Annotated in this window: 25 protein-coding genes; 8 read left to right on the top strand and 17 right to left on the bottom strand. The window is 75.1% G+C overall.

Annotated features, from left to right (window positions below; all coding sequences use genetic code 11):
• Together ACWGB8_RS19830 and ACWGB8_RS19825 are read left to right on the top strand one after the other, a co-directional pair.
• Positions 1–196 (top strand): hypothetical protein (locus ACWGB8_RS19830; RefSeq protein ID WP_452214814.1); only part of this gene is annotated, 196 nt, incomplete at its 5' end.
• Between the two features lie 465 nt (positions 197–661).
• Complete coding sequence (locus ACWGB8_RS19825) at positions 662–1,123, top strand: RNA polymerase sigma factor (RefSeq protein WP_452214813.1); 462 nt, start codon at positions 662–664, stop codon at positions 1,121–1,123.
• 76 nt (positions 1,124–1,199) lie between these two features.
• On the opposite strand, the gene ACWGB8_RS19820 is transcribed toward ACWGB8_RS19825, so the two are convergent.
• Positions 1,200–1,817, bottom strand: a complete 618-nt coding sequence (locus ACWGB8_RS19820) for a DinB family protein (RefSeq protein ID WP_452214812.1) — start codon at positions 1,815–1,817, stop codon at positions 1,200–1,202.
• Positions 1,818–2,005: 188 nt separating this feature from the next.
• Complete coding sequence (locus tag ACWGB8_RS19815) at positions 2,006–2,407, bottom strand: winged helix-turn-helix transcriptional regulator (RefSeq protein ID WP_452214811.1); 402 nt, start codon at positions 2,405–2,407, stop codon at positions 2,006–2,008.
• Between the two features lie 129 nt (positions 2,408–2,536).
• Here ACWGB8_RS19815 and ACWGB8_RS19810 point away from each other — a divergent pair, with 129 nt between their 5' ends.
• Together ACWGB8_RS19810 and ACWGB8_RS19805 are read left to right on the top strand one after the other, a co-directional pair.
• Positions 2,537–3,229 (top strand): NAD(P)-dependent oxidoreductase, encoded by a 693-nt coding sequence (locus tag ACWGB8_RS19810; protein ID WP_452214810.1) that lies wholly within the window; start codon positions 2,537–2,539, stop codon positions 3,227–3,229.
• Between the two features lie 62 nt (positions 3,230–3,291).
• Positions 3,292–3,780 carry an N-acetyltransferase family protein gene (locus ACWGB8_RS19805; RefSeq protein WP_452214809.1) on the top strand — a complete coding sequence of 163 codons (489 nt, stop codon included), beginning with the start codon at positions 3,292–3,294 and terminating at the stop codon, positions 3,778–3,780.
• Positions 3,781–3,801: 21 nt separating this feature from the next.
• On the opposite strand, the gene mycP is transcribed toward ACWGB8_RS19805, so the two are convergent.
• From mycP to ACWGB8_RS19775, 6 genes are all read right to left on the bottom strand, one after another.
• Positions 3,802–5,127 carry a type VII secretion-associated serine protease mycosin gene (mycP, locus tag ACWGB8_RS19800; protein WP_452214808.1) on the bottom strand — a complete coding sequence of 442 codons (1,326 nt, stop codon included), beginning with the start codon at positions 5,125–5,127 and terminating at the stop codon, positions 3,802–3,804.
• A 58-nt stretch (positions 5,128–5,185) separates the two neighbouring features.
• Positions 5,186–6,622 carry a PPE domain-containing protein gene (locus tag ACWGB8_RS19795; RefSeq protein ID WP_452214807.1) on the bottom strand — a complete coding sequence of 479 codons (1,437 nt, stop codon included), beginning with the start codon at positions 6,620–6,622 and terminating at the stop codon, positions 5,186–5,188.
• A 61-nt stretch (positions 6,623–6,683) separates the two neighbouring features.
• Positions 6,684–7,133, bottom strand: a complete 450-nt coding sequence (locus tag ACWGB8_RS19790; protein WP_452214806.1) for a hypothetical protein — start codon at positions 7,131–7,133, stop codon at positions 6,684–6,686.
• 220 nt (positions 7,134–7,353) lie between these two features.
• A complete protein-coding gene (locus ACWGB8_RS19785) occupies positions 7,354–8,124 on the bottom strand; it encodes an endonuclease V (protein ID WP_452214805.1) in 771 nt (256 codons plus the stop codon).
• Positions 8,125–8,282: 158 nt separating this feature from the next.
• The gene (locus ACWGB8_RS19780) at positions 8,283–9,005 is read right to left on the bottom strand and encodes an RDD family protein (RefSeq protein ID WP_452214804.1); all 723 of its coding nucleotides are present in this window, start codon (positions 9,003–9,005) and stop codon (positions 8,283–8,285) included.
• 178 nt (positions 9,006–9,183) lie between these two features.
• Entirely contained in the window at positions 9,184–10,797 is a 1,614-nt protein-coding gene (locus ACWGB8_RS19775) for an RDD family protein (RefSeq protein WP_452214803.1), read from the bottom strand.
• 425 nt (positions 10,798–11,222) lie between these two features.
• On the opposite strand from ACWGB8_RS19775, the gene ACWGB8_RS19770 reads away from it, so the two are divergent.
• A complete protein-coding gene (locus tag ACWGB8_RS19770) occupies positions 11,223–11,648 on the top strand; it encodes an SsgA family sporulation/cell division regulator (protein WP_452214802.1) in 426 nt (141 codons plus the stop codon).
• 155 nt (positions 11,649–11,803) lie between these two features.
• Here ACWGB8_RS19770 and ACWGB8_RS19765 read toward each other — a convergent pair whose 3' ends face one another.
• The 4 genes from ACWGB8_RS19765 to ACWGB8_RS19750 form a co-directional block, all read right to left on the bottom strand.
• Positions 11,804–13,204: a glycosyltransferase 87 family protein gene (locus tag ACWGB8_RS19765; protein ID WP_452214801.1), complete on the bottom strand. Its 1,401-nt coding sequence runs from the start codon at positions 13,202–13,204 to the stop codon at positions 11,804–11,806.
• A gap of 212 nt (positions 13,205–13,416) precedes the next feature.
• Positions 13,417–14,997 carry a glycoside hydrolase family 18 protein gene (locus ACWGB8_RS19760; RefSeq protein ID WP_452214800.1) on the bottom strand — a complete coding sequence of 527 codons (1,581 nt, stop codon included), beginning with the start codon at positions 14,995–14,997 and terminating at the stop codon, positions 13,417–13,419.
• Positions 14,998–15,183: 186 nt separating this feature from the next.
• Entirely contained in the window at positions 15,184–16,587 is a 1,404-nt protein-coding gene (locus ACWGB8_RS19755; protein ID WP_452214817.1) for a sensor histidine kinase, read from the bottom strand.
• Between the two features lie 17 nt (positions 16,588–16,604).
• On the bottom strand, positions 16,605–17,330 hold the full coding sequence (locus ACWGB8_RS19750) for a response regulator transcription factor (RefSeq protein WP_452214799.1): 726 nt from the start codon (positions 17,328–17,330) through the stop codon (positions 16,605–16,607).
• Positions 17,331–17,520: 190 nt separating this feature from the next.
• Here ACWGB8_RS19750 and ACWGB8_RS19745 point away from each other — a divergent pair, with 190 nt between their 5' ends.
• Positions 17,521–18,069 carry a hypothetical protein gene (locus tag ACWGB8_RS19745; RefSeq protein WP_452214798.1) on the top strand — a complete coding sequence of 183 codons (549 nt, stop codon included), beginning with the start codon at positions 17,521–17,523 and terminating at the stop codon, positions 18,067–18,069.
• Between the two features lie 13 nt (positions 18,070–18,082).
• On the opposite strand, the gene ACWGB8_RS19740 is transcribed toward ACWGB8_RS19745, so the two are convergent.
• Complete coding sequence (locus ACWGB8_RS19740) at positions 18,083–18,613, bottom strand: VOC family protein (RefSeq protein ID WP_452214797.1); 531 nt, start codon at positions 18,611–18,613, stop codon at positions 18,083–18,085.
• Positions 18,614–18,872: 259 nt separating this feature from the next.
• On the opposite strand from ACWGB8_RS19740, the gene ACWGB8_RS19735 reads away from it, so the two are divergent.
• The gene (locus ACWGB8_RS19735) at positions 18,873–19,412 is read left to right on the top strand and encodes an Lrp/AsnC family transcriptional regulator (protein ID WP_452214796.1); all 540 of its coding nucleotides are present in this window, start codon (positions 18,873–18,875) and stop codon (positions 19,410–19,412) included.
• A gap of 79 nt (positions 19,413–19,491) precedes the next feature.
• Here ACWGB8_RS19735 and ACWGB8_RS19730 read toward each other — a convergent pair whose 3' ends face one another.
• From ACWGB8_RS19730 to ACWGB8_RS19720, 3 genes are all read right to left on the bottom strand, one after another.
• On the bottom strand, positions 19,492–20,298 hold the full coding sequence (locus tag ACWGB8_RS19730) for a S16 family serine protease (RefSeq protein WP_452214795.1): 807 nt from the start codon (positions 20,296–20,298) through the stop codon (positions 19,492–19,494).
• 37 nt (positions 20,299–20,335) lie between these two features.
• The gene (locus ACWGB8_RS19725) at positions 20,336–20,986 is read right to left on the bottom strand and encodes an IclR family transcriptional regulator (RefSeq protein WP_452214794.1); all 651 of its coding nucleotides are present in this window, start codon (positions 20,984–20,986) and stop codon (positions 20,336–20,338) included.
• A gap of 386 nt (positions 20,987–21,372) precedes the next feature.
• The gene (locus ACWGB8_RS19720) at positions 21,373–23,205 is read right to left on the bottom strand and encodes a DEAD/DEAH box helicase (RefSeq protein ID WP_452214816.1); all 1,833 of its coding nucleotides are present in this window, start codon (positions 23,203–23,205) and stop codon (positions 21,373–21,375) included.
• Positions 23,206–23,541: 336 nt separating this feature from the next.
• On the opposite strand from ACWGB8_RS19720, the gene ACWGB8_RS19715 reads away from it, so the two are divergent.
• Positions 23,542–23,988 carry an SsgA family sporulation/cell division regulator gene (locus ACWGB8_RS19715; protein ID WP_452214793.1) on the top strand — a complete coding sequence of 149 codons (447 nt, stop codon included), beginning with the start codon at positions 23,542–23,544 and terminating at the stop codon, positions 23,986–23,988.
• Between the two features lie 12 nt (positions 23,989–24,000).
• Here the strand turns inward: ACWGB8_RS19715 and ACWGB8_RS19710 are convergent, their stop codons facing one another.
• The gene (locus tag ACWGB8_RS19710) at positions 24,001–24,675 is read right to left on the bottom strand and encodes a class F sortase (protein WP_452214792.1); all 675 of its coding nucleotides are present in this window, start codon (positions 24,673–24,675) and stop codon (positions 24,001–24,003) included.
• Positions 24,676–24,707 lie beyond the last annotated feature (32 nt).

Genomic DNA, 24,707 nt, shown 5'->3' with positions numbered 1-24,707 from the left:
GGCCGGGGCAGCCGGCCCGCCGGACGCCGAGAGCGCGGCCGCGGAGGCCGCCGCCGCCGCAGCAGCGGCCGGGGCCGCCGCCGCTGCCGCCGCCCGGCTCGCCAGACGGCGGGCCGTCGAGTCCTTCCCCACCCAGGTCGAGCGCGGGGGCGCGGCCGACGACCGGATCCACCCGGCGGACCACCGGGTGCACTGAGGCACCCCGGCACCGACCGCGCGGGGGGCGCAGCACGGCAGGGCGGGCGGGGGCCGTCCGGCCGGCGTACGGACGCACCGCCACGGGGGCCGCCGGTACGGCTGTGCGGATGATCGTGAGTGTGTGCGCGGCGATGGCCGCCGGGACGCCCGTACGGGTGCGGACCAGTGTCGCGGGCGTGGACGTGGGCCGCCGCAGGCCCTACCGTGGCAGCTCGACCGCCTTGCAGCTCCCGCCGTTCCCCTCTCTGACCAGGTACGACGTGCTCGCAACAACTCCCGGGGAGTCGCTGCGCAGCCCGCTCCCCCGGGAGCCCTCCCGCCGGACCGTCGTGGAACCGGCCGAGCGTCGGCGCGTTCCGGGCATTCAATCGGATTGGTAACCCAGTGCACCGAGCGCCTACCGTAGAGTGAGCACACCCGACCGACCCCGTCCGCCGACCATCTCCCGTGCCGAGAAGCAGAGATGACCAACCGTCATGACAGCACCGCCGAGCCGCCCCCGAGGTCCGGCGAACCGACCGAGGTACTGCTGGGACCGGACGTGCCCCTGGAGTTCGCGGCCTTCTGCGAACTCCACCGGCCGCGCTACCTCAGCTACGCCCGGGTCCGGCTGCCCGACCCCGCCGACGCGGCGCGCGCCGTCCAAACGGCGTTCGCCGAGATCGCCGTGCACTGGCGCGACCTGCTCGGCAGCTCCAACCCGACCGCGCGCGCCTGGCGCATCCTGAGGGACACCGTCGTGGAGCGCGCCCAGCGCTCCCTCGACTCCGCCCGGGCCGCCCACCCTGCCGACGACGACCTGGCGATCCTGCACTACGTCGTCGGCCTGGCCGCCCCCGAGATCGCCGATGTCATCGGCACCGACACCGCCAGCGTGGCCGGCCGCCTGCGCCGCACCATGCTGCACGAGGCCTCCGGCTGGTGACCCCGGCCGCAGCCCGACCGCCCCGCCGCCGGAGACCCCGGCCCGGGGCCCGCCGCGCCGCGCGGCGGGCCGGCCCTCAGACCCGCTCGCCCGTCACGTCGTACAGGTGGTGGACCGGGTCGTGGATCAGGTAGCGGGAGAACGACTCGACCGTGAACCGCGCGCCGTCCGAGCGGTCACCCGTCCGCTGCCACTGCGACCCCGACACCTGCTCGAAAGCCGCCGCCAACTCCTCCGCGCCGGACGCCAGTTCGACCGCCACCACGGCCGGGTCCTGCTCCCAGTAGCGCTCCGCGAGAGCGGTCTCGTCCTGGTCCCAATTGGGGAACAGCGGGCCGTCCAGGTCCAGCATCAGGGCCAGCCGGACGCGGAACAGCCGGAAGACGTCCCGGACGTGGCAGGCGTACTCCAGGTCCGACCACGTCCCGGGCGCCGGGCGGCGGCGCACCTGCGCGTCGTCGCCCGCCAGCACGGCCCGCCAGGCGGCCGCGTTCGCCCGGACCATCCCGGCGACGTCCGCCGGGGTCACCGCCGGGGTGTCCAGCCCGCAGTCCGGACACGGGCGTTCCAGCACCCACGTCCAGTCCTTGGTGTCGGGCACCGGGGCGGCGGGGGTGTCGGCGGCGGGGCTCTGGGGGGCGGAGCTCTCCGCGGTTGAGCTCTCGGGGGCGGGGGCGTTCTCGGGGGTGATCATGCGTCCAGGATGGCGCTCGCCCCCACGGGCCCACCAGGGGCCGTACCGCCAGCGGGCGCCGAAATGCTGCCAGCCGGGCCAAGGGGCTTCGGCGGGGCGGGGGTTGCCGCGGGGGGTGGTACCGGCGGAGCGGAGGGGTGCGGCGGGGCGGGGGGCGCCGGTGGGGCGGGGGTTGCCGCGGGGGGCGCTCAGCCGGCGGCCCGCTCCCCCTGCTCGCGCTCGTACGCCTCCCGGGCCTCCAGCAGGTACCCCAGGTTGGCGCGCGTCCAGTCGCAGGCCGCGTCCATCGGCCCCAACAGCGAACGGCCCAGCGGCGTCAGCCCGTACTCCACCCGCGGCGGGTTCTCCGGGTACTCGACCCGGGCCACCGCGCCGTCCCGCTCCATCGCCCGCAGCGACTCCGCCAGCACCTTGGCGGTGATCCCGGTCAGCGGCACCCGCAGCTCGGAGAAGCGGCGCGGCCCGCCCTCCAGACAACGCATGATCTTCCAGGCCCACTTCCGCCCGCCCAGCACCGGCAGCGCCTGCACCTCGCAGTCGGGGTCGAAGAGGTCCGGGGACAGCGGGGCTGCGGGCGCGGTCTGCGTCATGCGCCCGACGGTAGCCGACCCGACGGACGTACGGACCCCGACCGGTACCGTTGAAGTAACCGGCACCCCTCCGCCTACGGTCTCCGCACCACCCCGAACCGTCGGGGAGCGAACGGAGGGACCACAGCCATGAGCGTCACCGGTACGGACATCGGATCCATCGTGGTGTTCGGCGCGGGCGGCCAGGTCGGCCGCGCCGTCGTCGCCGAGGCCCGGCAGCGCGGACTCGCCGTCACCGCCGCCGTCCGCGACCCCGAACGCCACCACGACCTCGCCGGCGCCGGCGCCACCCTGGTCCGCTGCGACATCACCGACCCGGACGCCGTGGCCCGCACCGCCGCCGGACACGCCGCCGCCGTCGCCTCCGTCTACACCCCCGACCTGCCCTCCCAGGAGTTCTACCCCGCCGCCACCACGGCCCTCGTCAAGGGACTCCACCGGGCCGGCGTCCGGCGCCTCGTCTCCGTCGGCATGGCCGCCACCCTGGAAACCGCCCCCGGCACCGCCCTCCACGACGACCCCGACTTCCCCGAAGCCCACCGCGCCTTCTCCCTCGGCCACGCCGCCGCCGTCACCCTGCTCGCCGACTCCCCCGCCGACCTCGACTGGGTCGTCGTCACCCCGCCCCTCGACCTCGACCGCGACGCCCCCCGCACCGGCCGCTACCGCACCGGCGGCCCGCAACTCCTCGGCCCCCGGATCGCCCAGGCCGACCTGGCCGTCGCCGTCCTCGACGAGATCACCGCACCCGCGCACCACCGGCAGCAGATCGCCGTCGCCGAACAGCCGGCGCCGGAGCCGGCTCCGCAGCCGGCGCCGTGACCACGCCCGGCCCGGGTGAAAACCACTGGTCGGCACCCGGGCCCGCAGGGCACGCTGGACGGATGCTCATCCGCGAAGCCACCCCCGACGACTGGCCGGCCATCTGGCCGTTCCTCCACCGCATCGTCGCCGCCGGCGACACCTTCACCTGGGACAGCGACATCACCGAGGAAGCCGCCCGGGACATGTGGCTCAAGCAGCCGCCCGGCCGCACCTTCGTCGCCGTCGACGAGGACGGCACCGTCCTCGGCACCGCCGAAACCCACCCCAACCAGGGCGGCGGCGGCTCCCACGTCGCCAACGCCGGCTTCATGGTCGACCCGCAGTACGCCGGCCGCGGCATCGCCCGCGCCCTCTGCGCCCACGTCCTCGACCGGGCGCGCGCCGACGGCTACCGGGCCATGCAGTTCAACGCCGTCGTCGAGACCAACCACCGGGCCGTCGCCCTCTGGCAGTCCCTCGGCTTCGAGATCCTCACCACCGTGCCCGAGGCCTTCCACCACCCCGACAAGGGCTACGTCGGCCTGCACGTCATGTACCAGAAGCTCTGACCGCCCCGGCAGCCCGACGGCTCAGCGCTGCCGGCCACCGTCCCCGGGGTACTGCCCCGGGGGCGGGGGCGGGTACCCGTAGCCCGGCGGCACCGCCTCCGGCACCCCGGCCCCCTGCGGCACCGGCGGCTGCGCCAGAGCCCGCCGCCTGCGCCGCCGCAGGAACCACAGCACCAGCACCAGCCAGACCAGCACCACCGCCACCAGCACGGCCAACCCGACCAGCGTGTACGTGATCCCCGGGTTCCCGTTCGCCCCCGGCTCCCACGGCGCCTCGGTCGGCTCCTCCGTCGGCTCCGCCGGCACCGCCGTACCCGCCCCCGGCGGAGTCCCCTGCGACTCCACCCGCCCCAGCAGCGGATTCTCCCGCGGCCCCCGGTCCACCACCGGATCCGGCTCCAACGCCTTCGCCGGCGCCAGGATCCCGTACCCGTACCGGCTGTTCGGCACGGGCGAGGCATCCGGAGGCGGCGTGGCACTCTTGATCATCCGGTTGATCACCTGCCCGGCGGATAGCTCCGGGTACTTGGAACGAATGAGCGCGGCGGTAGCGGAGACGTAGGCGGTGGCGCCGGAGGTCCCCTCACCGACCGCATAGCCGGACGCCGTTTTCGTCGACGCGTGGTAGACATCCGCACCGGGTCCCACCAGGGTGGTTTCCGGACCGGGCGTCGACCGGTCCCAGACAGTCCCCTTCGAATCCACCGCGCCGACGGCCACTACTCCCGGGAAGGCCGCCGGGTACTCGACCGGATTTTCCTGCCCGTTGTTCCCGGCCGCCGCAACGAGGACAACGTCCTTGGAGACTGCGTAGTTGACGGCGCTGCGCTGCACCGAGTCGAAGCGAGAGGCCCCGCCGACCGACATGCTGATGACCTTCGCGCCGTGGTCCACCGCGTAGCGGATCGCCAGTGCAAGACCGTTCTGCTGCGGGTTCGAGGATTCGTTCTCGCTGCTCAGCCGGATGGGAAGGATCTTCGCTTTGGGCGCCAGGCCCATGACACCAGCTCCGGACCCGTGACCACGCCCGGCGATCAGACTCGCCATCGCTGTACCGTGGCCATCGGAGTCCGATCGGCCGTCCGTCCCCGCCTTGGAGAAGTCGGCACCGGGGAGCACCTGACCGACAAGATCCTGATGGCTCTGGCTGACACCGCTGTCGATGACGGCCACGACCACGCCCTCACCCTGTGAGAGGGGCCAGATCCGCGCTTCGGCCTCGTACTTCTTCAACGCCCATTGCGCATCGCGGATCTGATCGGCCGCCGCCGGGGAAACCGCGCTGCCCCACAACAGGGCCCCGGCCGCGAGCACCGCTGCTCCACGCGCCAGTCGGCTGCTCGTCAAGCCAGGTCACCTCTTCAAGTGCGCACGGACAGTTCGACCGGACCTCCCACGGCCGAACTCATTCCACCACGTTCGGATTCCTCGGCTTGTCCGACGCCCAGGTCTCCTCGTCCTCGACCAGGTAGTCGGGGCGCTTTCCCTCGCGCTCCTTCTCGTCCTTGCGGCGCTGGCTTCCTGCCACCGGCATGGCGGGGCCGAAGCCGGCAGCAGCACCGCTCCCACCCATCTCGCCCCGCACCCGGTTGCGGGCACCGATGCCGGAGCCGCCCTCGGTGAACGCCCGCTTCCCGCCCGACCCGGCGGGTGCGTGATCGCCCTCACCGACTGCGTGGCCGACGCGGCGGCCAGAGCCACTGCCGACCTTCCCGCCCGCGGGACCGCTCCCTCCGGGAAGCCCGCCGCCCGGCATCCCGCCGGGCCCGAAGGTGTTGCCTCCGCCGCGGGGAGCCGCCGGGGCGATGTGACCCTGTCCGCCCACGACCGGCCCCTTGCTCTGCTGTCCGCCGCCGCTCGACTTCTGCGGTGCGGCAACGGACGGCCGGTCGGAGGGGCCGCGGACGCCGTTGGGTTGCCCCTGGCCGCCGGGGTTGCTGATGCCGGTGGTTCCGGACTGGTTGGTGGCGTTCGAGTGCCCCGAGTTGTTCGGAGCCTGCGCCCCACCCCCGGAGGGGTTCGGGTTCGTGACGGTCGCACTGTCGATCCCGGTACCCGGTCCGACGTTGCTCACAGTCGGCGGCTTCGGCGTGGCTTGAGCCGTGCCGCCCTTGATTCCCGAATCCGTCGGGGGCAGAGGAGCCGGGCGCTTTGAAGTCGGGACAACGGGCTTCGGCGCAGGCACCGTCGGGGCGCTCGTCGGTCGCGGTGCCATCCCTGCGGTGATCGGGCTCGTACCGGCCATCAGGGAGCCGAGAGCTGCAGTTCCACTCGAATCCGGTGCGGATCCAGGAACCTCCCGCTCGTCGCCCCGCCACTTGAGTGGCGTCGGCAGGTCCGCCACCGGCTTCAGCATGGGGGTGGCGGTGCGGTACTTGAGGGCGAGGGTCTGCATGACGGCGACGGCTTCGGCGCGGCGTTCGTCGGCGACGTTGGTCTTGGTGTCCTCGTCGTCGCCGCCGAAGGTGGAGGAGACGGTGTCGCCGAAGCCGTCCTTGAACTTCTCCCAGTTGCCGGGCTCTTCGGGCATCTCGCGTTTGGCCTGGTCGATGGCTTCGGCGAGGGCCTTGAGGGTGTTGGCGGCGTCGTTGGAGTAGGAGGCCGCGTTGTTGATGGTGTTGGCGAGGTGGAGCATCCGGCTGTGGAAGGCGTCGCTGGTGGCGCCCTCCCAGGTGCCGGCGGCCTCGGTGCTGGCGCGGGTGAGGGTGGCGCGGATCTGCTTGAGGGTCTGGGTGGCGCGGCGCCAGGGGTCGCTGGCGGCCATCACCTCACCGGAGTTGAGGGACTGGACCATCTTCCGGAGTTGGGCGTGGCTGTAGTTGTGGAAGTTGGTGTACGCCATCAGCGGTCGCCTCCGGTCTCGATGGCCGACGGGTGGGGGCGGGCGGGGGCCGTTCGGGCGGTCACCGCTCGGACTTCCCGCCGCCGTGCCGCGCCGGGGCGACGGTCTGGGCGTAGGCCGCGGCGCTGCTCGCGGAGGGCTGCTGGACGGACCAGCCGTCGCCGTCGAGCTTGACCTTGAGGCCCTGCGAGGTGCTGCGTTCCTGCTCCTCGTAGTTGGTGGCGGTGAGTTCGGCCTTGCGTTGGGCCTCGTCGACGGCCTGCTGCAGCTGGTTGAGGACGTCGCGCAGGCTGTCGCGCATGGTCTGGTAGCGGCCGTGGAGTTCGACGGCCTCGGCAAAGGTGCCGAAGGAGCTCTTGGCGATGCCGCTCTGGCCGTGCGTCCTGGTGCCGTCCGCGTGCCGCTGGAACTCGTCCAGCAGGCCGCGTACCTGGGCGGCGAACGCCCGCAGTTGTTCGACCTCGACGCGGTAGCCGGCGCCGCCTCCGCCGGTGGAACCTGTCCCCGCCACTCTCTGCCTCCCCCGTAGCGGCAGCGGTCCCGGATCTCGGACCGCCGATCCTGAAGAACCATGTCTAACACATGCTCCGGTCAACCAGAATGCCACCGCTGCCGCCTGGGGGCGGCTCGTCCGCGGGTTCTGCGGACCGGACCCGGTGCCCGGTGGGTGCCGTCCGCCGCGGCCGATCGGGCTGTCGGCCGAACGGCCGGGCGGGCGGTCGGACGTCCGGTCAGGCGGCCGGGCCGGCCTGCTGCTGGAGCGCGGTGAGGGCCCGGCGGCAGAGGGAGTCGGCGTGCCGGGTGGTCTCGGGCTGCCGGTAGCGGGGGGCGAGGGCGAGGGTGGTGTCGACGGCTTCGGTGAGGCCGATGCGGTGGCCGACGGAGACGAACACCGGCTTGGTACCGCGCTTGGTGCGGACGGCGCGGCCGACCTCCTCCCCGGTGGCGGGGTCGACGAGCGGGGTCCAGGAACCGCGTTCGACGGCGGGTTCGGCGTGGTCGAAGGTGAACGGGGTCTTGGCGACGCCGAGGGTGCGCAGGCCGGTGAGGACGCCGAGGTGGCTGGCGAGGCCGAGCCGGCGGGGGTGGGCGAGTCCGTAGCCGTCGCAGACGACGAGGTCGGGGGTGCGGGTGAGTCCGGCGAGGGCGTCGAGGACGGCGGGGATCTCGCGGAAGGCGAGCAGTCCGGGGACGTAGGGGAAGGGGATCCGGCCGGAGGCGGTGGCTTCCTCGACGACGTCCAGGGTGTCGCCGTCGAGGAGGACGGCGGCGGCGACGACGAGGTCGCGTTCGTCGTCGTACGCCACGTCGACCCCGGCGACCAGCCCGATGCCCGCACCGGCGGCGCCGACGGCCACGGGCCCAGCCGTGGGCCCGGCCACGGGCGCACCGGCCGCCGCGGGGGCCTCGGGGTCGCCGTACGGCTGGACGAGGGGGCGCAGTCGCTGCTGTTCGGCGAGCGCCTCGGCCTCGGTGGTCGGCCAGTCGGCGGGGATGGGCACGGTCGGTTCCCCCAGGGTGTGCGGTACGGGTGCGGTCACCGTACGGCGGTACGGGTGCGATCACCGTACCGATCCGCGGGGTGCCGGCCGTTCCGGGCAGGAGTGCGCCCGGCGGCGCGGGGGCACCGCCGGGCGGGACCGGTCGGCCGGACGGGCCGTCAGGTGGCGGTGCTGACCACGACCGTCTTGGCGGCCTTGTCGTGGATGCACTGGCGGTAGGGCTTGTCGAAGACGCCGAACAGGCCGTCGATCAGCCACCAGAGGAACGCGCAGCAGACGACGGCGGGGAGGACGAAGACGGCGGCGCGGGTCCAGGCGGCGGACTGGGTCGGGGAGCTGCCGTTGTCGAGCATGGCGACGCGAACCTTCATCGCCTTCTTGCCGAGGGTCTGGCCGTCCCGGCTGAGCATCAGGCCGTCGTAGATGAGCCAGAGGCCGCAGGCGAGCCAGAAGGCGCCGGTCGAGCCGGTGCGGCCGTTGAGGCTGGCGAAGGGCAGGACCAGCAGGAGGGCTACGGCCTGGACGAGCAGGTAGTCGATCAGGCGGGCCAGGATGCGGTTGGGCCAGCTGCCGAGGGGCGGCATGCCGGGCACCGGGCCGGCGCCGGGGTGGCCGTGGGGGCCGCCGGCGGGCGGCGGCTGGTCGTACGGGGACTGGCCGTACGGGTTCTGGCCGTACGGGGAGCCGCCGGTGCCGGGGGCACCGTAGGTGCCGCCGTAGGCGCCCGGTCCGTCGTACGGTCCGCCGGTCGGGGGCGGGGTGCCGTGCGGTTCCGACGGCGCACCTTCCGGCGTGCCGCCGCCCGGTTGCGGGGGCTGCTTGCCGAAGGAGGGCTTGCCGCCCCCCTCCGGCTCGGGGCCTGAGGGGTCGTTGGTACTCATGAACCCGAGTAGAACATCACGGATTCTATGAAGTTGGGATATTCAGTCCGTTTTGCCCGTTCGATGCCGCATCGGCGGCCCGCCCCGACACCGCCCCGGACACTGCGCCAGGACACCGCGTCAGGACATCGGGGCGGGCGGCGGCAGGGCGGCGGCAGGGCGGCCGTCCGGGTACGGCTCAGCCGCGTACGACCCGGGTGCCGGCCGCCCGGTCCTGCCAGCCCCGGCGGGCCGGGCGGTCGAACAGCGGCCAGAGGCAGCCGACCGGCAGCAGCACCGACAGCTGCCGGACCAGCCAGCGGCGCAGCGAGCGGCCCAGGCCCGGACCGCCGGTTCCGGGGGCGGCGCTGCGGGCGTCCACCACCCGGATGCCGGTCAGCCGCTTGCCGAAGGTCTGGCCGGTGCGGGCGGTGGGCAGCACCTCGTACAGCACGCCGACGAACGCCAGGATGCCGAGCAGGGCGGCGGCCTTGCCGAGGACGACGCCGTCGACCAGCCAGACCTGCACCTCCTGCCGGGCGAGGTGGCTGGCCATCTTCGCCTGGTCGAGCTTCTCCTCGACGTGGGAGGCGGCCGAGTTGCCGAGCGGGATGCCGGCCGCGACCGCGACGACGGCCATCACGGCGGTGTCGACCAGCCGGGCGAGCAGGCGGCGGCCGAGACCGGCGGGCGGTGCGGGCGCGGGCCGCCGACGGGCGGCGGGGCGGGACCTGGCGGGCTCCACCCGGCGGGTCCCGGGGCGCTCCGCGGCAGCGGAAGGCTTCGCGGCCGCGGCGGGCTTCGCCCCGGCTGGGGGCTTCGCGGCGACGGTGGCTGGTGCGGCGGCAGGGGGCTCCGCGGACGGGGCCGGCTCCGGGTCGCGTACGGGAGCCGGAGCGCGTACGGGGGCCGGAGCGCCCGCGGGGGCCGGAGCGGCAAGGGCGGCGGAGGCGGCCCGCAGGGGCGGCGCCCCGATCGCGGACGGACCTGCCGCGGACGAACCGGCCACCGACGGACCCACCGCCGACGGACCCACCGCGGCCACGGTGCCGCCCTCCGGCGCCGCGGCGGGCGTCCGCACCGCGTGCGGTTCGGCGGCCCGCACGGGCTCCGGCAGGGTGGCGGCCTCGCTCCGGAGCGACGGCTCGCCGGAGGGCCGCGCCTGCTGCGGCAGCGGCGCGGCCTGGGCGGCCGGGTCCGCCTCCGCCGCTTCGGCCGACGCCGGCAGCACCCCCCAGGACACCCAGCGCGGCGAGCCGCCGGTCTCCAGCAGTCCGCGCTGCGTCCGCGGATCGGCCTGCCAGCCCGACGGCGGCTCTCCCGCACCCGCCGTATCCGCACCCGCCGCACCCGTCCCGGCGTCACCCGCGCCCGCTGCCGACCCGCCCGCGCCGCCCTCGGCGCCCAGCCGGCGTTCCCGCAGCTCCAGTTCCACGTACGGCGCGATGCTGAACGACGCCCCGCCCGCCGTCTGGTCGAAGAACACCGGCCCGGTCTCGTCGAGCGCCGCCGGGGCAGCCGAGACGGCCGCCGCAGCCCGAACGGCCGGGACGGCCGGGGCCGCCGCGGCGACGGGTTCGGCGGGGACGACCGGCGGCGGCACGGGGCGGCCGCCGACGGGCTGCCGGTGGCGGGCGACGAAGCGGGGCGGCTCCAGGACCTCGCCCTCGGCGGGTGCGGGCCGGCTGGTGCCGGGCACCCAGGAGGCGCCGCCCCAGTAGCGGACGAAGCCGGGCACCGAGGGGTCGGGGTAGTACCCCGGCGCGGGACCGGCGGCCGGGTCGGCGCCGTCGGCGGAGGGCCGGTCCGTCATGGGGGTCTTCTTTCCTGGCAGGGCCGATGCGGCGAGCCCGGCGAGCGGCTTCGCCGTCGGCGCGCAGGGCACCACCGATCGGCGGACAGTCGCAGGGCAGTCACAAAGGGTAGCTCTTCGGGGGGCTCGCGACAGGAAGTTGGCCATTCGGGGGACAGGACAGGTCCGTTCGGGGTAGGACCGGACCCCGCCCGCGCTCGCCGGGCGCCCCCGGGGACGGCGCCCGGGCCGTCCGCTCCCCCTGTCCACCCCTGCTCCCCGGCGCGCGGGACGTGCTCACGCGCCCGCCGTCCCGCGTTCACCCCTCCTCGCCGAACGCGGCGAAGAAAGCGCGGAAACCTGTGTAAGAGCGGGCGCGGACCGCGCTCTCAAAGGTGGAAGGGCCCGGGACCGGGCACGAACCGAAGGCAGAGAGGAAGCCGATCATGGAGCGCATGGAACGTCCGGCGGGGGTCGTCGAGCACGAGCTGGAGCTGAACCTGGTGCTCTCCCCGGAGCACAGCGTGCCCGTCCCGGCCCGCCTGTCGTACGGGAGCCACGACCCGTTCGCGGTGCACATCACCTTCCACCTGGACACGGGCACCCCGGTGACCTGGGTGTTCGCCCGCGAGCTGCTGGTGGAGGGCACGTTCCGGCCGTGCGGGCAGGGGGACGTGCGGATCTGGCCGACCCGGTCGGGGCGGCGCAGCGTGCTCTGCCTGGCGCTGAGCTCGCCGGCCGGGGACGCGCTGCTGGAGGCGCCGCTGCCGGTGGTTGCGGCCTGGCTGGAGCGGGCGCACCGGCTGGTCCCGCCGGGCAGCGAGCTGGCGGCGCTGGACCTGGACGGCTCGCTCGCCGAGCTGCTGGCGTGACCGGGCCGCGGGACCGCACCACCGGCCGCACCGGCCGCTCGGCCATCGATGCCGGAGCCAACAGCACGGGCCGCACCGGAAGCATCGGCCCCGGCCACACCCCGCCCGGCGCGACGTGCGGGACATCCGGCGCGACGTCCGCCGCGCCGACCGGTTCAGCGGGCCGCGGGGGCCTGCTGACGGTCGCGCGCGGGGCCCGGACGGCCGCCGGTCCGCTGGCCGGGCAGCCGCACCAGCGGGGCGCCCGCCGCGAGCCGCCGCGCCCTTATGCGTAGCGCCGCGGCGGCCAGGAAGCAGATCCCGACGAGGGGGTAGACGGCGGCCGGGAGCTGGCTGAGCGGGCTCAGGCGCAGGTCGAGGTCGCCCTTGTGCGGCACGAGCCACATGGCGAAGGAGAAGAACGCGAGCAGGGTGGCCCCGAAGGCCGCTCGCCAGCGCAGTCGCCGGACGGCCGCGGGGCGGGCGTGCTCGGCCGCGGCCTCGCAGGCGAGCAGGACGAGCACGGGTACGCACCAGACCCAGTGGTGGGTCCAGCTGATCGGGGAGATCAGCACGGCGGTGACGGCCGCGCAGCAGACCCCCCAGGCCTCGGAGCGCGGCAGCCAGCGGGCGCTGTTGGCGGCCCAGGCGGCGATGGCGAGCCCGGCGACGGCGACCAGTGCGCCGGCGGCGGTGGCGACCAGTCCCGGTTCGGGGGTGTGCAGCAGGCGGGCGACGGCGCCGCGGACCGACTGGTTGTCGACGATCTCGGTCTTGCCGACCCGGGTGGAGTCGTAGAGGTACTTGGTCCAGAAGCCCCAGGTGGCGTCCGGCAGGGCGACGGCGCCGATCAGGAAGGTGCCGAGGAAGGTCAGGCCGGCCACGAAGGCGGCCCGGATCCGGCCGGTGATCAGCAGGTAGACCGCGAACAGTCCGGGGGTGAGCTTGATGCCGGCGGCGATGCCGATGGCCACGCCCTTGCTGCGGCGGCCGTCCGGGCGGGTGAGGTCCCAGAGGATCAGGCAGGCCAGCGCGAGGTTGATCTGGCCGTAGCGGAACGTGGTGAAGACGGGTTCGAGCCAGACGCCGAGCCCGGCGACCAGGACGACGCCGATCGGGCGCAGCTCGCGGCGCGGCCAGCCGACCAGGTTCAGGGAGAGGTGGGCGAACAGGGCCAGCAGTCCGAGGTTGCCGAGCGTGATCGCCACCCGGAGGAAGCCGATGCCGAACCAGGTGGTCGGCACGAACAGCATCGCGGCGAACGGCGGGTAGGTCGCCGGCAGGTTCCACTCGGTGACGCGCAGGCCGTAGAGGTCGGTGCCGTTCGCGACGGCGGCGCCCTCGGCCCGGTAGACGATCATGTCGACCATCGAGGTGCCGACGAAGTGCCGGACGATCGCGTAGGTCAGCAGCGAGACGACGGCCAGGGCCGCAGCTGCCAGCAGCGGTCGGCGCGGGGCCGCGCGCAGCGCGCGCACGGGTGCGCCGAGGGCGGCGGTCAGGCGGTCGGGCAGAGGGGCGGGCGCGCGGTGGGGTGCCGCCGGCACCGTGCTGCGCTCGTCTTGCACCGCTGTCACTGTTCGCTCCGTCCACCGCTCGACCAACCAGCGACGATACCCGATACCCGGGGCGCGGGCCGGGGGCCGGACGGTCACCGGGAGTGACGACGGCGGCGGGGGCGGGCCTCGCGGCGGCGGGGGCGGGCCGGCGGCCGCCCCGGTCGGCCGCGGTCCCGCGGTGCGGGATGCGGCCGACCGGGGCCCGGCTGGTGCGGGTGCCGGGCCGGGCGTCAGCCGGTGTAGGCGCCGAGGGCCCGGGTGAACTCCAGCGGCTGCTGGACGATGCTGCTGCAGGTGGCGTCGGCGTGGCCCTTGGCACCGCCCTCGCACGGCTTGTCGCGGGTGCCGGACCACATGGCGAGCCAGGCCAGGTGCTTGGTCCGGGCGAAGTCGGCGAGCTGCTTGGCGTCCGCCACGGTGAAGACCTCGGTGGCGACGTCGTTGACGCCGATCATCGGGGTGACCGCGACCTTGCGCCAGGCGGCGGCGTCGTCCAGGCCGAGCACGCTCTTCAGCTGGCCCTGGGTGGCGGTGGCGGCGGCGATCGCGTACGCGCCCATCCGGCCCTGCGGGTTGGGGGCGGCGCCGGCGCCGTAGTCCATGGCCATGACGTTGACGGCGCCGATGGCGACGCCGTTGCGCTTGGCGCCGGCGACCAGGTCGACGCCCTCCTGGGTGAGGCCCGAGGGCAGCACCGGCAGGGTGAAGGAGACGTCGAGCGGGCGGCCCTTGGCGGCGGCGGTCTGCTGGAGTCGGGCGATCGCCTGCGCGCGGCGGGTGTTGGCGGCGGTGTTGCCGAGCGCGCCGCCCTCGACGTCGAAGTCGACCTTGGTGGCGCCGTAGGCGTCGACGGTCCGCTGGTAGACGGCGGCGAGGTCGTCGGCCGAGGAGCAGGCGAGGGCCAGCTCGCTGCCGTTGGCGCCGCCGAAGGAGATCCGGACGTCGCCGCCGATGGCCCGGAGCGCGCCGATCTGGGCGGCCACGGCGTCGGTGGCGAGGTCGCTCACGCCGCCCCACTTGGGGGTGCAGCCGCCGCCGGAGACGACGAAGGCGAGGGTGAAGTGCTTGACGCCGGTGGCCTTGGCGGTGGCGACCAGGTCGTACGGCGGGTAGAGCGAGGTGTCGACGTACGGGGCGAAGCCGGCGCCGGCCGGGACGGGTGCGGTCGTCGGGGTGGCGGTCGCGGTGGGCGTGGCGGTGGGCTTCGGCGTGCCGGTGGGCTTCACGGTGGCCGAGGGCGAGGTGGTCGCAGTGGGCGTGGCGGTGGCCGTCGGCGAGGGCGTGGGCGTCGCGGTGGGGGTTGCGGTGGCGGTCGGGGTGCCGGTGGGGCGGCCGGAGGGGGTGGGCGGGGTGCCGTCGCCGGGCTTGCAGGGGGCGTCGTTGATCCGGCAGTTGGCGGGCTCGGCCTGGGCGGCGCCGGAGCCCTGGGCGACGAAGCCGACGACGAGGCTGCGGCCCGGCTCCAGGCGCTTGCTCCAGGCCTCGGGGCGGACGGTGACGTGCCGGCCTTCGGTGGTGAAGCCGGCGTTCCAGAGCGAGCCGATCCGGGCGCCCTCGGGCAGGTCGAAGCTGAGCGTCCAGTCCTCGATCGCCTTGTCGTCGGGGTTGGTCACCAGGTACTGGCCGGTCCAGCCGGTCTCCCAGGCGCTGGTGCGGCTGTAGACGGCGCCGAGCGAGGCGGCGCCGGCCGAGGAGGCGAGGGCGACCACACCGCCGGCGGCGAGTGCCGCGGCGACTGCCGAGGAGGCGAGGACGGCGCCCTTGCGGCTGCGCCGGCGGTGGCCTGGACGGCGTTCGGGCTGGGTCGTCATGGCGGTGGTACCTCCGCGGGGAGCCGGGGTCGGGGCGCCGGGCCCTGCGGGGGCGACCGGCGCGGACGACGCTAGCGGCGCCGGACGGCCCGGATCGGCCTGTTGGGCGAGGGGTACAACTCCCTTAGGGCGCCGTTAAGGAACTGCCCGGCCAGGGGCCCCGCGGGCGGGCGCCGGAGACGGGGGTTACCGCGGGAAGAGCGCGTTGCGGGTGCGGCGGCGACCGGTGCGGGCCGGGGTGCCGTCGGTGCGGGTCAGCAGGCGCAGCCGGATCTCGGCGCCGCCCAGGACGGCGGAGCGGCCGAGGGCGAGGTCGCCGCCGGTGGCCTCGGCGAGCTTGCGGACGATGTCCAGGCCGAGGCCGGTGGAGCCGTCGCCGCCCTGGCCCTGACCGCGCTTCAGGGCGGCCTCGGGGTCGTCGAATCCGGGGCCGGCGTCGCCGATCAGGACGATCACCGAGCTGTCGGTGGCGAGCACGTCGACCGAGAAGGCGGTGCCGATGGCGGTGTGCCGGAAGACGTTGCCGAGCAGGGCGTCGACCGAGGCGGCAAGGTCGCCGCGCTGGACGGGTACCGGGGTGGGCCGGTCGGCGCCGGCGAGCTGCCAGCGGCGGCCCTCGTCCTCGGCGAGCGCGGACCAGAAGGAGACCCGTTCGCGGATCACCTCGGCGGCGTCGCAGCCGACCGTGACGGTGGGTGCGTCCTCGGGGGCGCGGCGGGCGGAGCGGATGATCTGGTCGACCTCGCGCTCCAGTTGGGAGACGGCGTGCCGGGTGGCGTCGGCCGCGTCGCCGTTGCCGAGGGAGGCCGCGTTGAGCCGCAGCACGGTCAGCGGGGTGCGCAGCCGGTGCGACAGGTCGGCGGCCAGTTCCCTTTCGGCGGCGAGGAGTTGGACGACGCGGTCGGCCATGGAGTTGAACGCCTGGGCGGCCTCGCGCAGTTCCTCGGGGGTGTCGGCGTCGCGCCGGCCGCCGACCGGCACCCGGACGGCGAGGTTTCCGGCGCCGAGCGAGCGGGCGGCGGCGGCGAGCCGGCGGGCGGCGGCGACGATCCGCCCGCCCATCCGGTCGGCGACCAGCACCGAGATGGCGACCAGGGCGAGGGCGACCAGCGACAGCACCAGCCAGGCGGTGGCGACGCCCCGGGTGAGGTCGCCGTCGTCGACGTACACCTCGACGACGGCGGTCCGGTTGAGGTCGACGGCGACGGGCTGCAGCAGGGCGAACCCGCCGGGCACGGCGACGGTGAAGGAGCGGCCCTGCCCGGCGGCGGTGTCGAGGTCGGCGGGCAGGGCCCGGACGTCCCCGACGGTGGGCCCGACCGCGGCGGCGTGGCCGGCCCCGGTGGGGGCGGGCAGGTGGACGGCCATCCGGCCCTGGGTGCCGGCGTCGGTGCTGGCGACGGCGCGGGCCAGGGCCTCCTGGTCGGTGGTGATGGCGAGCGCCGGGCCGAGGGCGGCGGCCTGCCGTTCGGCGGCGGTGAAGGCGCGGTCGCGGGCGGTCTGCTGGACCATCAGCCCGAGCGGGATGAGGAAGGCCAGCGCGACCATGGTGGTGCCGGCGACGGCCGCCTTGATCATGGCCCAGCGCAGCGAGCGGGTGAACCGCCTCATGTCCGGTGCTCCGCCGGCACGGGCCCGGGGCCGCTCCCCTGCCCGGCGGCCTCCAGCCGGACCCCGACGCCGCGCACGGTGTGCAGGTAGCGGGGGTTGGAGGCGGTCTCGCCGAGCTTGCGGCGCAGCCAGGAGAGGTGGACGTCGATGGTCTGGTCGCCGCCGTAGGTCTGCCGCCACACCTCGGCGAGGAGTTCCTTGCGCGGGACGACCACACCGGGGCGGGCGGCGAGGAAGGCGAGCAGGTCGAACTCACGGCGGGTCAGGTCGAGCAGCCGGCCGTCCAGGACGACCTCGCGGCGCTGGAGGTCGATGGCGAGTCCGCCGACCCGGAGCACCTGGGCGACGGGCGCCGCGCCGCCGCCGAGCCGGCGCAGCACGGCGGCCATCCGGGCGCTCAGGTGCTCGCCGGAGAACGGCTTCACCAGGTAGTCGTCGGCGCCGTCGTTGAGCAGTCGGACGATCTCGGCCTCGTCGTCCCGGGCGGTGGAGATGATCACGGGAACGTTGGTGAGGCCGCGGATCATCTTGAGTGCCTCGCTGCCGTCCAGATCGGGCAGTCCGAGGTCGAGGATCACCAGGTCGCAGCCGACCTGGGCGACCTCCCGCAGCGCCTCAAGTGCCGTTCCCACACTGCGGACCGCGTGACCTGTGCCGGCCAGGTGTCGGATGAGGGCGGATCGTACGAAGGGGTCGTCCTCGACCACGAGCACTGTTGCCATGGGCCTGCACGGTACGCCATCGGGGGGCACTGGTCTGTACCTCGGGGTGGGTCGCGGGGAGGGTCGGGGCGGGCGCGCGGGGCCGGTTGCGTCCGGTTCGCGCCGACCTCCGGCGGTTTGTGCAGCGGCCCCGCCCAATACCCGGGGCGAGCGTCTGCCCGGGCCCGGGATGCGGCAGGATGTGCGCACGATGCGGAACGGACTCGTACAGCTCGGCGCCTGGGCGGCGGCCACCGGGGCGGCGGTGGCGCTGTCCTGGTTGGGCGTGCACGCGGTGCTGACCGGGGAGGCGTTCGAGCAGCCCACGGCGCTGCAGCTGCCGGCCCCGACGGCGACCGCGGTGCCCGAGCCGGCCGGCCCGGCCGCCCCGTCGTCCCAGGTGCAGTCCGCCGAGCGCAGCGAGGCCCCGTCGGCGCCGCCGGCCACCGCCTCCGCCCTGGTCCGGCCGTCCTCCGCGCCGCCCGCCACCGCTCCCCCGCCCTCCCGCCGCCCCTCGTCCGCGCCCAGTACGACCAGTTCGGTGCGCAGCTACCTGGTGCCGGGCGGCAAGGTCGCGCTGGACGTGAAGCCGGACCGGGCGAGCCTGGTGTCCGCGACGCCCGACCCGGGCTGGCAGATGCAGGTGTGGAACGGCGACCAGTGGATGCGCATCGACTTCTCCAAGGACGGCACGACCGCCAACTCGGTCTTCGTCACCTGGAACGGCCATCCGCCGGACGTCCAGACCGTGGTGCGCTGACCGCCGCGTCCCGTCACCACGCCTCGAACGGCAGGTAGCCGGGCAGGTAGGGCCCGGTGTAGCGGGAGCGGTCGACCAGGGTGTGCCGGGTGCCGCCGGGCACCCCGATCGCGGCCAGCAGCACCGTCCCGTACCGGTCGTGCATCTCGTACGGCTCGGTGAGCGAGCGGGCGCCGCGGTCCACCGCGTAGTCGTAGGCGTAGTAGACGTCCGGCACGGCCACCGCGACGTCGGTGATCCCGTCGCCGTGCCGGGCGAGGTGGGCGGCGAGCTCCCGGCCGCTCGGGCCGATGACCTGGACGAGCGAGGTGAGCACGAAGCGGGTGCCGGGGGCCTGCAGGACGTAGGAGACGGTCTCCGGGCGGCCGGTCTCGGGCCCGGCGTAGGCGGTGCAGCGCAGGCCGAGGGCGGTGGCGTAGCGGCGGGCCGCGCGCCGGGCGTCGCCGACCGCGAAGACCACCGCGTCCGCCCGGCCCATCGGCAGGAGGTCGGGTTCGTCGGGACACGCGGTGGCGGTGAGCGGTTCGGCTGCGAGGTCGGTCATGACGGCCCTCCCGGTAGGCGTACGAGACCTGGTTCGTCCCCGATGCGCTGTGCGGGGCCCGCGCACGGGGGTGTGGCTGGAGGGTGGCGCCGGGTGGTCCTCCACGCAACTGTTCCGTTTCCTCCTGGTCAAGGTGTGCGCCGGGGCGGGAGAATCGGTCGCAGCGCTGTACAGAATGCCCACCGACCGGCTCCCGACCGTTCGGGTCCCCACGGTCCCGGGGCCCCGGCCGGTCCGCGCCCGGAGGACGGAACCCGCCATGACGACCGCCAACCCGCCCGCTGCGCCCGGCTCTTCCGCGCCCTCCGGCGCCGCGGCGGGCGGCGGCAACGATGCCATCGACGCCCTGGACGGCCGACTGATCCGGCTGCTCGCCGAGGAGCCCCGGATCGGGGTGCTGGAGTGTTCGCGGCGCCTGCAGGTGGCCCGGGGCACCGTACAGGCGCGGCTGGACCGGCTGCAGGCGAAGGGGGTGATCGGCGGCTTCGGCCCGGAGGTGGACCCGGCGGCGCTGGGCTACCCGGTGACGGCGTTCGCCACGCTGGAGATCTCGCAGGGCCAGGGGGCGGACGTCCGGGCGCACCTGGCGGCCGTGCCGGAGGTGCTGGAGCTGCACACCATCACGGGGCACGGCGACATGATGGTGCGGATCGTGGCCCGGTCCAACGCCGATCTGCAGCGGGTGATCGACCGGGTGGTGGGCTTCGACGGGATCGTCCGCTCGTCGACGGCGATCGCCCTGGAGAACCCGGTGCCGTACCGGATCCTGCCGCTGGTGGACCAGGCCGCCGCCGAGTAGCGCCGACGGCCGGCTGGGCCGGAACGGGCGGCGGTCCCGGACCGGAAGGCCGGGACCGGCGGGCCGGGACCGGCGCGGCTCAGCAGGTCGGGACGGCGGCCCCGCTCTTCAGCGCCTTCAGCGCGTCGACCGCCTCGCCCAGGGTGGCGACGGGGATGAGCTGCAGCCCCTCCGGCGTGTTCACCTCGGCGTCCGCGCACTCGCCCTTGGGCACCAGGAACACCGTGGCGCCGTCCCGGGCCGCCGCCTGGGTCTTCAGCGGCACGCCGCCGACCGGACCGATGCGCCCGTCGGCGTCGATGGTGCCGGTGCCCGCGATCTTCCGGCCGCCGGTGAGGTCGCCGCCCTTGCCGTCGCCGGTCAGCTTGTCGACGATGCCCAGGGCCAGCATCTGGCCGGCGCTCGGGCCGCCGATCGCGCCGAGGTCGACCTTCACCTTCACCTGGGCGGGCGAGAGGCCGAGGTAGGAGAGGGCGGCGGCGGTCGCGCTGTCCTGCGACTCGGCCATCTGCTGGGCCGTCACCTGCTCGGCCTTCACCGGGTCCGACTGCGGGTAGACCGAGTCGCTCGGCCGGACCGCCTCGTCCCGGTCGAGCCAGGCCTGCAGCGCCCGCCGGAAGCCGGTGGTCTCGCCGGGGTTGGTGGCGGAGATGGTGACCATCCGCAGCTCGCCCTCGGTGGGGCGGACGGGCGCGCCGGTGATGGTGAGCACCGGCTCGCCCTCGTAGCTGCCGAGCGTGTCGGCGGTCACGCCGGGCCAGGTCAGCGTGTACGGCAGCGGGGCGAACGCGGCCACGGCGGCCAGCGCGGCGACCACGGCCCCGCACAGCGTCAGCGCGCGGGTGCGGGGGGCGGTCAGGGCCGGGGACAGTTTGGACTCGGGCACAGAGGCATCCAAACACACCGGGGCCGCCGCACGGGCGCTACCTCAGGGCGTCGGCCACCTCGGTCGCGGCCTCCACCACCCGCGGGCCGACCCGCTCGGGGACCAGTCCGTTGAGCATCACCACGCCGACGCTGCCCTCGATGCCGCTCAGCCCCAGCAGGGCCGCGGCCGCGCCGCAGGCTCCGGACTGCTCCTCCGCACGGGTGATGACGAAGCCCTGCTCGGGCCGGCGCTGCCCGGGGAAGCCGCGCGCCTCCAGGATCGCCCGCCCGGCGGCGCTCTCGCCCAGCGGGTGGCGCAGGCCGGTCCGGTACGCGACGTGGAAGTCCGTCCAGCTGGGCTCGACCACCGCGACGGCCAGGGCCTCACTGCCGTCCACCAGGGTGAGGTGGGCGGTCGCGCCGAGGTCCTCGGCCAGGCTGCGCAGCGCCGGCAGGGCGGCCTCGCGCAGCAGCGGGTGCACCCGGTGGGCCAGCCGCAGCACGCCGAGGCCGACCCGGGCCCGGCCGCCGATGTCGCGGCGGACCAGGCCGTGCTGCTCCAGGGTGGCCAGCAGCCGGTAGACGACGGTGCGGTTGACGGCGAGCCGGGCCGCGAGCTCGGTGACGGTGAGCCCGCGTTCCGAGTCGGCGAGGAGTTTGAGGACCCGGACGCCACGGTCCAGGGTCTGGGAGGTCTCTGCTGTCACGACGCGCAATTCCTTTCCGCGGCGGTCTCCGGGCGGCGGGGGGGCGGCCGGTCCGGGGACGGGGGTGTCGCGCGCAGGTGGGTGGCCGCGCTCGGGCCCGCGGTGTGTCGTCCTTGACGTCCTGGGGGTCCTGCGAAGCCCGTCTCGCGGGGTTTCCGGTCGAGAGAGCGTGTGGGAAAGGTAGTGAAGGAAGACCCGGGACGGAAGTGCTTGTCCAAAATTCGGTCAAGATCAATTCCGGCGCGCGCGGCAAATCGGGACAAATCACCCCATTGCAGCGCGACCGACGGGACGCGGGTTCGAGGGCAGTCCGGACTTCGGACAGAACGGACGCGCGGGGACGCCTGCGGACGCAGCAGGGCAAGCGCCCCCGGACGGCGGAGCCGCTATGCGGCCCACTCCCGGATCTTCGCGATCCGTGCCTTCAGCTGGTTCGCCGTCGCCTGGGCGGTCAGCGGGCCGCCGCACTGGCGGCGCAGCTCGTTGTGGACGGTGCCGTGCGGCTGGCTGGTGCGGTGGTGCCAGGCGGCGACCAGCGCGTTCAGCTCCTTGCGCAGCTCGCGCAGCTCCTGGTGGGTGACCACCGGGCGCTGCTCGGCGGGCAGCTCCAGCAGGTCGGCCTCCTCGGCCGGCTTGCCCTTGGAGCGCTGGATCTGCCGGTGCTGGCGCTTCTGCAGCAGCATCTGCACCTGGTCGGGCTCCAGCAGACCCGGGATGCCGAGGTAGTCCTCCTCCTCCTCGCTGCCCGGGTGCGCCTGCATGCCGAACTCCATGGCGTTGTACAGCACCCGGTCGAAGACCGCGTCGGAGCCGATCGCCTCGTACGAGAACTCCTCGCCGCCGGCGCCGTCCGGGCCGTCGTTGGCCCGCTCGGCCTCGGCGAGCAGCCGGTCCTCCTCGTCGAAGAGGCCCTCGCCCTCCTTCTTCGGCCGGTCCAGCACGTGGTCGCGCTGGAGCTCCATCTCGTTGGCGAAGCCCAGCAGCATCGGGATGGTCGGCAGGAAGACCGAGGCCGTCTCGCCGCGCTTGCGGGCGCGCACGAAGCGGCCGACCGCCTGCGCGAAGAACAGCGGGGTGGAGATCGAGGTGGCGTACACCCCGACGCACAGCCGTGGCACGTCGACGCCCTCGGACACCATGCGCACCGCGACCATCCAGCGGGAGTCGCCCGCCGCGTAGTCGGAGATCCGCTTGGACGCCTCGGTCTCGTCGGAGAGGACCAGGGTGGCCTTCTCCCCGGTCAGCTCGCGCAGCATCTTGGCGTAGGCGCGCGCGGTGTTCTGGTCGGTGGCGATCACCAGGCCGCCGGCGTCCGGGATGGCCTTGCGGACCTCGGTCAGCCGCCGGTCCGCCGCCTGCAGCACCGCCGGGATCCACTCGCCCTGCGGCGCCAGCGCGGTGCGCCAGGCCTGGGCGATCAGGTCCTTGGTCATCGGCTCGCCGAGCCGGGCCTCCAGCTCGTCGCCGGACTTGGTGCGCCAGCGCATGTTGCCGCTGTACGAGAGGAAGATCACCGGGCGGACGACGTGGTCGGCCAGCGCGTGCCCGTAGCCGTACGTGTAGTCGGCGACCGACTTGCGGATCCCGTCGCCGCCCGCCTCGTACTGGACGAACGGGATCGGGTTGGTGTCCGAGCGGAACGGCGTACCGGTGAGCGCGAGCCGCCGGGCGGCCGGCTCGAAGGCCTCGAAGCAGGCCTCGCCCCAGGACTTCGAGTCACCGGCATGGTGGATCTCGTCCATGATGACCAGCGTCTTGCGGGCCTCGGTGCGGTTGCGGTGCAGCATCGGGTTCACGCCGACGCCGGCGTAGGTGACCACGATGCCGTGGTACTCCCGGGAGAGCGGCCCGGAGGAGTACGCCGGGTCCAGCTTGATGCCTATCCGGGCCGCGGCCTCGGCCCACTGCTTCTTCAGGTGCTCGGTCGGCGCGACGACGGTGATCTGCTGCACCAGGTGGTTGTGCAGCAGGTACGAGGCCAGGGTGAGCGCGAAGGTGGTCTTCCCGGCGCCCGGGGTCGCGACCGCGAGGAAGTCGCGCGGCTGCTTCTCGATGTACGTGTCCAGGGCCCCCTGCTGCCACGCCCGGAGCTTGCCGGCGGTGCCCCAGGGGGCGCGGCCGGGGAAGGCGGGCGAGAGGTGGTGCGAGGCGGTCGGCGCGGCACTGCCGCCGGCCCGGACGGGCGCGTGCGACTGCGGCACGTCGGAGAAGAGCGGCATCGAAGCGGCGGCGGTACTCACGGTCTCCGAGGGGGATCGTCGCAGGTCAGAGGCGCTTTGGCGGCTCCGCCCCGCGGTCGGGCGGCGATCGGGCAACCGGTCCAGCGTACCGGCCCGGCGTCGAACGGGCCGCCAGGACCGGCCCCCGGCGCGGCCGTCCGCGGCCCCGCGCGGCCGAAAACCGCTGTGGCGCAGATCACTCGAAAAGTCCCCGGAAACCGCGTAATCCCCAGCCGCCCCCGCACTCTCTCCGGGCAAGGCCGGCCCACCCCCACCATCCGCCACCCCGGCCCCACGACCGCCGGCGCCGCAGCGCCGCCGCAGAAGGGAACCGCCGTGCACCCCGCCCCCGTCGAGCAGACCGTCCAGGCCCGCCTGGCCGTCACCACCCACCGCTGGGTCCGGCTCCGGACCACCCTGCAGTACCGGGCGGACGACCCGCTGGCCGTCCGGATGTTCTTCCCCGCCGAGTACGCCCTGGACGAGGCCGGCCCGGACGCGGAGGACGGCGCGGCGGCCGACATCGAGTGGGTCTTCGGCCGCCGGCTGCTCGCGGTCGGCCTGGAGCAGCCCGCGGGGATCGGCGACGTCCACGTCCGGCCGCTGCCCGGCCGGCGCACCGCGGTCGAGCTGCACACCCCGGAGGGCACCGCCCTGCTCCAGTTCGACACCGTCGACCTGCGCCGCTTCCTGTGGCACTCCCGCCTGGCCGTCCCGGAGGGCGAGGAGCACCGGTACCTGGACGCCGACCGCGCCCTCGCCGACCTGCTCGGGCAGCACTAGGGGCCGGCCGGCCTAGGAGCCGGCCGGCAGTGCCCGGGGCCCGGCCGCCCCCTTGCCCGCCTTCACGGTGTCGGCCAGGAAGCCGTACGCGACCACGTTGCCCGCGTACCCCTGCGCCTCGCTGTAGGGGCCGCCGCAGGTGATCACCCGCAGCTGGGCGTCCGCGGCCTGCCCGTAGACCCGGTCGTCGGGGAAGTCCTTCCGGTCGTGCACCTCGATGGCGTAGAGCTGGTAGACGGCCGTGGCGCCGTCCTCGCGGTCGATCTCCACCCGGTCGCCGCGGCGCAGCGCGCCCAGGTGGTAGAAGACCGCCGGCCCGTCGGCGAGGTCGACGTGCCCGGCCAGGATCGCGGTGCCGCGCTGCCCGGGGGCGGCGCCGCCGCGGTACCAGCCGGCCAGGTTGCGGTCGGTCTCCGGCGGCGCGGCGAGCCGGCCCGCACCGTCCAGGCCGAGGCCGGTGACCGGGGCGTCCAGCTTCACCGCCGGGATCCGGATCCGGGTCGGCCCGGACGGGCCGAGCGGCGGGACGACCGAGACCGGGGCGAAGCCGCTGAGCGCCTGGCCGGCACCGGGCGCGGGCGGCAGCCCGTCCGGCCCGCCGCCGCCGAGCAGCCAGGCGCCGAGCACGACGGCGGTCCCGGCGGCCAGGGTGCCCGGCCACGCGCTCCTCTTCGGCCGGTCGCCCACCCGGCGCTCCTCCCTGCTCGACCCGTCGCGGC

Source organism: Kitasatospora sp. NPDC054939 (assembly GCF_053610105.1).
The sequence above is the reverse complement of the archived record's forward strand: the minus strand, read 5'-3'. Positions and strand labels throughout refer to the sequence as shown.

Bases quoted from the DNA above. Each gene is read 5' to 3' on its own strand.
- ACWGB8_RS19745 (WP_452214798.1), top strand. From the start codon at position 17,521: ATGCGGAACGGACTCGTACAGCTCGGCGCCTGGGCGGCGGCCACCGGG.
- ACWGB8_RS19740 (WP_452214797.1), bottom strand. From the start codon at position 18,613: ATGACCGACCTCGCAGCCGAACCGCTCACCGCCACCGCGTGTCCCGAC.
- ACWGB8_RS19795 (WP_452214807.1), bottom strand. From the start codon at position 6,622: ATGGCGTACACCAACTTCCACAACTACAGCCACGCCCAACTCCGGAAG.
- ACWGB8_RS19760 (WP_452214800.1), bottom strand. From the start codon at position 14,997: ATGACGACCCAGCCCGAACGCCGTCCAGGCCACCGCCGGCGCAGCCGC.
- ACWGB8_RS19735 (WP_452214796.1), top strand. From the start codon at position 18,873: ATGACGACCGCCAACCCGCCCGCTGCGCCCGGCTCTTCCGCGCCCTCC.
- ACWGB8_RS19775 (WP_452214803.1), bottom strand. From the start codon at position 10,797: ATGACGGACCGGCCCTCCGCCGACGGCGCCGACCCGGCCGCCGGTCCC.
- ACWGB8_RS19805 (WP_452214809.1), top strand. From the start codon at position 3,292: ATGCTCATCCGCGAAGCCACCCCCGACGACTGGCCGGCCATCTGGCCG.
- ACWGB8_RS19750 (WP_452214799.1), bottom strand. From the start codon at position 17,330: ATGGCAACAGTGCTCGTGGTCGAGGACGACCCCTTCGTACGATCCGCC.
- ACWGB8_RS19825 (WP_452214813.1), top strand. From the start codon at position 662: ATGACCAACCGTCATGACAGCACCGCCGAGCCGCCCCCGAGGTCCGGC.
- ACWGB8_RS19770 (WP_452214802.1), top strand. From the start codon at position 11,223: ATGGAGCGCATGGAACGTCCGGCGGGGGTCGTCGAGCACGAGCTGGAG.
- ACWGB8_RS19820 (WP_452214812.1), bottom strand. From the start codon at position 1,817: ATGATCACCCCCGAGAACGCCCCCGCCCCCGAGAGCTCAACCGCGGAG.
- ACWGB8_RS19720 (WP_452214816.1), bottom strand. From the start codon at position 23,205: ATGCCGCTCTTCTCCGACGTGCCGCAGTCGCACGCGCCCGTCCGGGCC.
- ACWGB8_RS19815 (WP_452214811.1), bottom strand. From the start codon at position 2,407: ATGACGCAGACCGCGCCCGCAGCCCCGCTGTCCCCGGACCTCTTCGAC.
- ACWGB8_RS19780 (WP_452214804.1), bottom strand. From the start codon at position 9,005: ATGAGTACCAACGACCCCTCAGGCCCCGAGCCGGAGGGGGGCGGCAAG.
- ACWGB8_RS19810 (WP_452214810.1), top strand. From the start codon at position 2,537: ATGAGCGTCACCGGTACGGACATCGGATCCATCGTGGTGTTCGGCGCG.